The organism is Streptomyces hydrogenans (genome assembly GCF_014656075.1).
Lineage (GTDB): Bacteria > Actinomycetota > Actinomycetes > Streptomycetales > Streptomycetaceae > Streptomyces > Streptomyces hydrogenans.
Genome location: NZ_BNBS01000105.1, coordinates 21965 through 28145 on the forward strand (window position 1 = coordinate 21965; position 6181 = coordinate 28145).

Below are 6181 nucleotides of genomic sequence, written 5' to 3' on the forward strand. Positions count from 1 at the left end.
AGGCCGCGCCGGAAGCCCGGGACCGCCGCGGGGCGAGCCGTCCGCGCGCACGGGGGCCGCCGCGCGCACCGGGACCTCCGCGCTCCTCGCGTACGCCGCCCCGCGCGTGACGTACGCGCTGTTCTTCCCCTGCGCCGTGCTCCCCGCGCGCGCCCCGTCCCCCGTTCACGGTGCGATCCGGTAGCCCGCGCCCGGCAACGTCTCCACCACCGGGGGCTCGCCGAGTTTGGTACGGAGTTTGCTGAGGGTCACCCGGACCGCGTTCGTGCGGTAGCTGGTGTGTTCCTCCCAGACCTGCTCGATCAGGTCCTCGCCGCTCACCACCGCGCCCTCGGCCCGCAGCAGCTCTTCCAGGACGCCGAACTCCTTGGGGGAGAGGTGGAGGTGCCGGCCGTCGCGGCTGGCCTGGCGGCGGGCGGTGTCCAGCACGATCCCGGCCCGCTCGAGGACGGGCGGCAGTGCGGGCCGGGCCCGGCGGCCGAGGGCCAGGACCCGGGCGAGCAGCTCGTCGTACGCGAAGGGCTTGGTCAGGTAGTCGTCGGCGCCGAGCCCGAGGCCCTCGACCCGGTCCCGTACGGTGCCCGCCGCCGTCAGCATCAGGATCCGGGTCAGCAGCCGCTGCTCGACCACCTGGCGGCACACGTCGTCGCCGTGCGTCCCCGGCAGGTCCCGGTCCAGGACGAGGACGTCGTACTCCCCGAGCCGGAGCTTGCGCAGGGCTTCGTCGCCGTCGGCCGCCACGTCCACGGCGAGCGCGTCCCGGCGCAGCCCTTCCGCGATCATCTCCGCGAGGAACGCCTCGTCCTCCACCACCAGTACGCGCATGACCCCTGTGTATCCGAAGGGGACCTTTCGCCGGTGTAAACGAAACCGCTGAGAGAAACGAAACACCCCCACGAGGCACTGTCGCCGCCATGACGATTCGACGGATCATCCGGACGGCCGCCGCCCCCTCCCTGGCCGCGGCCCTCGCCCTCTTCGCCACCGCCTGCTCCGGCTCGGGGGCCGGAGGGAAGGACGAAGGGAGCGCGAGCGACGAGGGCAAGAAGGCGGACCAGGCGTTCGAGCACCGCAAGTGCCTGCGCGAACAGGGCCTCGACGTGCCCGAGCCGAAGCCGGGCGAGCAGGGGGTCGGGCTGACGATCGGCGGTGACGGCATGTCGAAGGAGAAGATGGAGAAGGCGTTCAAGGCGTGCGCGGACAAGGCCGGCGGGGCCGGCTTCGGCAAGGAGCCGACGCAGGCCGACAAGGACAAGGCGCTCGCGTACGCGAAGTGCATGCGCGAGAACGGCTTCAACATGCCCGACCCGAAGTTCGACGGCGGGGCCCAGCAGGCCATGCCGATACCGCAGGGCGCGGAGAAGCAGAAGTTCGAGAAGGCCATGAAGGCGTGTGAAGGCGTCGCCCGATGAGCCGCGGCACGTCGGACCCCGGCGCCGACGGGGCGCGGCCGCTGGGGCGGCGCCGGCTCGGGCTCGCCCTCCTGCCGCTCCTCGCCCTCGCGGGCGGCGCCGTCGCCGTCACCGCGCTCGCGACCCCCTCGGAGGCGCCGGCCGGCGACGCGGGCGCGAAGGGGCTGCCGCCGGCCACGGCGCCGGTCACCCGAGGTGACCTCACGGACAGCTCCCGGCGCGACGGCACCCTGGGGCATCCGGGAGAGCGGAAGATCAACGCGGGCGGCCCCGGCGGCACCCTCACCTGGCTCGCCCCGACCGGCTCCGTCGTGGAGCGCGACGAGCGGGTGTACGAGGTCGACGACGAGGCCGTCCGGCTGATGTACGGCGACGAGCCCATGTACCGGACCCTCAAGACCGGCGACAAGGGCAAGGACGTGCGGCAGTGGGAGGAGAACCTCGCCGCGCTCGGCTACACCGGCTTCGACGTGGACGACGAGTACACCGCCAAGACGGCCGCGGCGGTCGAACGCTGGCAGAAGTCCCACGACCTGAAGGCGACCGGCACCGTCGGCCCGGACCGGATCGCCTTCGCGAGCAGCGCGGTACGGGTCAAGGAGGCGGGCGCCGACGCCGGCGTCGGCGCCCGGATCGCCCCCGGCGACCGGCTCTCCACCGGCACCCCGGTCCTCACCGTGACCGGCTCGGAGCGGGTCGTCACCTTCGAGGTCCCGGCCTCCGAGGCCACGTCCGCGACGACCGGCACCAAGGTCACGGTCACGCTCCCGGACGGGACCCGGCTGCCGGGCAGGGTGTCCGCCGTCGGCAGGACCGCGACGGTCGGCGACGACCCGCAGGACAGGACCCCGAAGATCGACGTCACCGTCGCCTTCGACGACCCGGGGAAGGTCAAGGGCGTCGACCAGTCCCCGGTCACCGTCGAACTCACCGGTGAGACGCGCCGGGACGTCCTCTCCGTCCCCGTCAACGCCCTCCTCGCCCTGCCCGACGGCGGGTTCGGCGTGCAGGTCGTCGAGAACGGGACGACCCGGGACGTCAGGGTCGAGCTCGGCATGTTCGCTCAGGGCCGGGTCGAGATCAGCGGCGACGGCCTGCGCGCCGGCACGAAGGTCGGGGTGCCCTCCTGATGACCGGCACTCCCCACCCCGTCCACCGCCCCGGCCGTCACCGCGGTCAGGACCCAGGCGGCCGGGTCCCCGCCCAGGACCCTGCCGAGCCCGGGGCCCCGCCCCTCGGGACCACCGGGCCCGACCCGACCGGAACCCCGGCGCGTGGCGCGCACGAAAGTCCGGCGCTCGCTGCGTACGAAAGTCCGGCACTTGCCGCGAACGAAAGTCCGGCGCTCGCCGCGTACGAAGGTCCGGGGCGAGGCCCGGCGCAGGACACGCACGCACCCCGCACACCCGTCGTCGAGCTGCGGGACGTCGTCAAGGAGTACGCGGGCGGCGTCGGCGCCCTCGACGCCGTCGACCTCACCGTCGGCCCGGGCGAACTGGTCGGCATCGTGGGCCCCTCGGGCTCCGGCAAGTCCACCCTGCTCCACATCGTCGGCACCCTCGACCGGCCGACCACCGGCACGGTCGCGGTCGCCGGCCACGACATCGCCGCGCTCACCGACCGGAAGCTCTCCGCGCTGCGCGCCCGCCACATCGGCTTCGTCTTCCAGGCGTTCAACCTCGCCCCGGGCGTCGCCGCCGTGGACAACGTCGCCGAGGGCCTGCTCTACTCCGGGCTGCCCCGGGCCCGCCGCCGCGCGCTCGCCGCGGACGCGTTGGCCCGGGTCGGGCTCGCCGACCGCACGCGCCACCGGCCGCACGAGCTGTCCGGCGGCCAGCAGCAGCGCGTCGCGATCGCCCGCGCGCTCGCGAGCGACCCCGTCCTGCTGCTCGCCGACGAACCCACCGGAGCCCTGGACACGGCGTCAGGCGAGGTGGTCATGGAGCTGCTCCACACCCTGAACCAGGAGGGCGCCACGATCGCCGTCATCACCCACGACACCGAGATCGCGCAGCGCCTGCCCCGACGGGTCCGGATCAGGGACGGCCGGGTCGTCGCCGACTCGGCGCGCGGAAAGGTCGTGGTCTGATGTGCGGCAGGCGGAAGCAGGGACGTACGTCTCCGGAACCCGACCGGCGCGCGGTGGCGCTCAAACCCCGCAGGCTCGGCCCGCGCGACGTCCTGCACGTCGGTTCGGCCGGCCTGCGCAGCCGGCCCGTGCGGGTCGTGCTGTCGGCGCTCGGCATCGCCATCGGCATCGCGACGATGATCGCGGTCGTCGGCATCTCGGCGTCCAGCCAGGCGCAGCTGCTCCAGCGGCTCGAAGCGCTCGGCACCAACATGCTGGTCGCCGAACCCGGTGAGGGGATGTTCAGCGGCCAGGAGGTGAAGCTGCCCAAGGACGCCGTCGGCATGGTCGGCCGCATCGACGGCGTGGAACGGGCGGGTGCGAGCGGCGACCTCCGGCATTCCGTGCGGCGCTCGCAGATGATCCCGGAGGAGGAGACCGGCGGCATCGCCGTGAAGGCGGTGACGGAGGGCCTCCTCGGCGTGCTCCGCGGCACGACGGCGTCCGGCACGTGGCTGAACGCGGCCAACGGACGCTACCCGGCCGTGGTCCTCGGCCACGTCGCCGCCGAACGCCTCGGCATCGACCGGCCGGGCCGGCAGGTGTGGATCGACGACCGGTACTTCACCGTCGTCGGCACCCTCGCCCCCCTCCCTCTCGCCCCCGAGATCGAGCGCTCCGCGTTGGTCGGCTGGGAGAGCGCCCAGCGGCTCCTCGGCTTCGACGGCCACCCCACGACGGTGTACGAGCGCTCCACGGACGCCTCCGTCCGCCAGGTCCAGCGGCTCCTCGCCCCCACCATCGACCCGCGGAACCCGCAGAACGTCGCGGTGAGCGACCCCTCCGAGGCACTGAAGGCGAAGGCTGCGACCGAGGGAGCCTTCTCCACCCTGCTCCTCGGGCTCGGAGGCATCGCCCTGCTCGTGGGCGGCGTCGGCGTCGCCAACACGATGATCATCTCGGTCCTCGAGCGCCGTCACGAGATCGGCCTCCGCCGCTCCCTCGGAGCGACCAGGGGACAGATCCGGATCCAGTTCGTCACGGAGTCCCTGATGCTCTCCGGACTCGGAGGCATCGCCGGGACGGCGCTGGGCACGGCGGCGACCGGCGTGTACGCGGCCACCGGCGGACTGCCGTGGGTCGTCCCGCCATGGGCGGCGGCCGCGGGCTTCGTCGCGACGCTCGCGATCGGCACGGTCGCGGGCCTCTACCCGGCGGTCCGAGCCTCCCGCCAGCCACCGACCTCGGCCCTGGCAGCGGGATAGCGGCCCCGCTCCGTCGTCCGCGCGCCCGACCGGCACCACCGACCTGGGCGCGCGGACGACGGACCGGACTTCGAGCTGTCGGCTTCCCCGCTTGGCCGCCCCGTTGATGGGCCCTACATAGAAGCAGGGTCGGTTCTGAGTGGGCTCAGTGGCCCGAGCCGCCGTAGTACCCGCCGAGCTGGTCGCGATAGGCGGGGTCGCCCAGGTGCTTCTCCTTGTCGAACTCCGGCGCGTTCTTGATCTGCTCCTTGGTGAGCGAGACCAGGATCCGCCGCTCCTCGTTGTCGATCTCCGTCACGGTGCTGGCGGGCAGCATGACTTGCTTGCCGAAGATCCATACGCCGGTGTCGACGACGAGGTACTGGTCGACGACCTCGTTGGAGTGCTTGTCGACCTTGCCGATGTGCCCGTCCGTGGCTTCGACCCTGTATCCCGTGAGGTCACTGTCCGGGCCGTGACCGGCGGTCGGCACGTAGCTCCACATGTCGTTGTTCATTCAGGACTCCTCAGTAGATACCTGTAGTGCGGAAGATGAGGTCGTGCTTGAGCGGCGTGCCCACCGAGTGCGCCATTCGAGGGGGCAGGTGCGCGGCGGCCGTAAAGGAGAGTGCGATGCTGCCGGCCGAAGCACCCTCACTGCTCGTCTTCAAGGGTCTGGACTCGCCGCCAGTCCGGTTGTCCTCGCCGGTGTCGTAGTCGGCCGGGCGGTGCTTCGCCGGAGGCGGCGAGCCCTTTGGTGTGTGCGGGCATGGCGCGAGGCCCCGGCCGGGGGGAGAGGTCGGGGCCTCGCGGGTATGGGGGTTTCCGGTTCTAGTGTCGGAAGGTGTCCTTGATGTCTTCCTTGGCCTGGCGGGCCTTGCCCTTGGCCTGCTCGGCGTGGCCTTCGGCGGTCATGCGTTCGTTGCCGACGGCGCGGCCGACGGTCTCCTTGACCTTGCCCTTGGCCTGCTCGGCGTGGGCCTTGCTCTTCTCCGTGCCCGACATCGGGACCTCCTCGTGAAGTAACCGGTTTGGTCTTGACCCCCGCCTGCTCGTGATGCGGAGGTGTAAACCGCCGAGTTGCCGAGCCGCATCGGCGGGGCCGGGCGTGGGCCGGGGTGGTGGGGGTCGTACGGCGGCTTCGGGGAAGCGGATGCGTGTGCCCACCTGTGCGCATAAGAAACACGTAAGTTTCGTATGCATGATCGAGGAATGCTCGGGAAGTCGGTGCTGCGGAGGTTGATAATTATGGTTCCCCTGCTTCTCGTTCTTCTGCTCGTCCTGATCCTGTTCGGCGCGGGTTTCGCGTTGAAGGCCCTGTGGTGGGTTGCGATCGCGCTCCTCGTTCTGTGGCTGATCGGGTTCATCGCTCGCCCGAAGAACAGCAGCGGTCGCTGGTATCGCTGGTAGACGGGCCGCCGCGCCCGTAACGCGAGAACGGTGGTGGCCCACCCCCT

The 6181-nt window shown here is 72.1% G+C and carries 8 protein-coding genes; 5 read left to right on the top strand and 3 right to left on the bottom strand.

The features are described from left to right. Positions 1–165: 165 nt before the first annotated feature. Positions 166–825 (bottom strand): response regulator transcription factor, encoded by a 660-nt coding sequence (locus IE321_RS31680; RefSeq protein WP_190225413.1) that lies wholly within the window; start codon positions 823–825, stop codon positions 166–168. Between the two features lie 89 nt (positions 826–914). On the opposite strand from IE321_RS31680, the gene IE321_RS31685 reads away from it, so the two are divergent. From IE321_RS31685 to IE321_RS31700, 4 genes are all read left to right on the top strand, one after another. After that, positions 915–1412 (top strand): hypothetical protein, encoded by a 498-nt coding sequence (locus IE321_RS31685; RefSeq protein ID WP_043227585.1) that lies wholly within the window; start codon positions 915–917, stop codon positions 1410–1412. After that, positions 1409–2542 (top strand): peptidoglycan-binding protein, encoded by a 1134-nt coding sequence (locus IE321_RS31690; protein ID WP_190225414.1) that lies wholly within the window; start codon positions 1409–1411, stop codon positions 2540–2542. The genes IE321_RS31685 and IE321_RS31690 overlap by 4 nt, the downstream gene beginning before the upstream one ends. 287 nt (positions 2543–2829) lie before the next feature. Continuing rightward, positions 2830–3501, top strand: a complete 672-nt coding sequence (locus IE321_RS31695; protein ID WP_190225421.1) for an ABC transporter ATP-binding protein — start codon at positions 2830–2832, stop codon at positions 3499–3501. Then, entirely contained in the window at positions 3501–4745 is a 1245-nt protein-coding gene (locus tag IE321_RS31700; RefSeq protein ID WP_190225415.1) for an ABC transporter permease, read from the top strand. Before IE321_RS31695 ends, IE321_RS31700 begins: the two co-directional genes overlap by 1 nt. A gap of 145 nt (positions 4746–4890) precedes the next feature. On the opposite strand, the gene IE321_RS31705 is transcribed toward IE321_RS31700, so the two are convergent. Beyond that, entirely contained in the window at positions 4891–5241 is a 351-nt protein-coding gene (locus IE321_RS31705) for a ribosome maturation factor RimM (RefSeq protein WP_190225416.1), read from the bottom strand. A 314-nt stretch (positions 5242–5555) separates the two neighbouring features. Continuing rightward, positions 5556–5729: a CsbD family protein gene (locus IE321_RS31710; protein WP_190225417.1), complete on the bottom strand. Its 174-nt coding sequence runs from the start codon at positions 5727–5729 to the stop codon at positions 5556–5558. A 207-nt stretch (positions 5730–5936) separates the two neighbouring features. Here IE321_RS31710 and IE321_RS31715 point away from each other — a divergent pair, with 207 nt between their 5' ends. Then, positions 5937–6134, top strand: coding sequence for a hydrophobic protein (locus IE321_RS31715; protein WP_229916627.1), 198 nt, complete (start codon positions 5937–5939; stop codon positions 6132–6134). The last annotated feature ends 47 nt before the right edge of the window (positions 6135–6181 follow it).

Excerpts from the sequence above, each read along its gene's own strand:
- IE321_RS31680 (WP_190225413.1), bottom strand. The coding sequence starts at position 825 with ATGCGCGTACTGGTGGTGGAGGACGAGGCGTTCCTCGCGGAGATGATC.
- IE321_RS31685 (WP_043227585.1), top strand. The coding sequence starts at position 915 with ATGACGATTCGACGGATCATCCGGACGGCCGCCGCCCCCTCCCTGGCC.
- IE321_RS31690 (WP_190225414.1), top strand. The coding sequence starts at position 1,409 with ATGAGCCGCGGCACGTCGGACCCCGGCGCCGACGGGGCGCGGCCGCTG.
- IE321_RS31700 (WP_190225415.1), top strand. The coding sequence starts at position 3,501 with ATGTGCGGCAGGCGGAAGCAGGGACGTACGTCTCCGGAACCCGACCGG.
- IE321_RS31705 (WP_190225416.1), bottom strand. The coding sequence starts at position 5,241 with ATGAACAACGACATGTGGAGCTACGTGCCGACCGCCGGTCACGGCCCG.
- IE321_RS31710 (WP_190225417.1), bottom strand. The coding sequence starts at position 5,729 with ATGTCGGGCACGGAGAAGAGCAAGGCCCACGCCGAGCAGGCCAAGGGC.
- IE321_RS31715 (WP_229916627.1), top strand. The coding sequence starts at position 5,937 with ATGCTCGGGAAGTCGGTGCTGCGGAGGTTGATAATTATGGTTCCCCTG.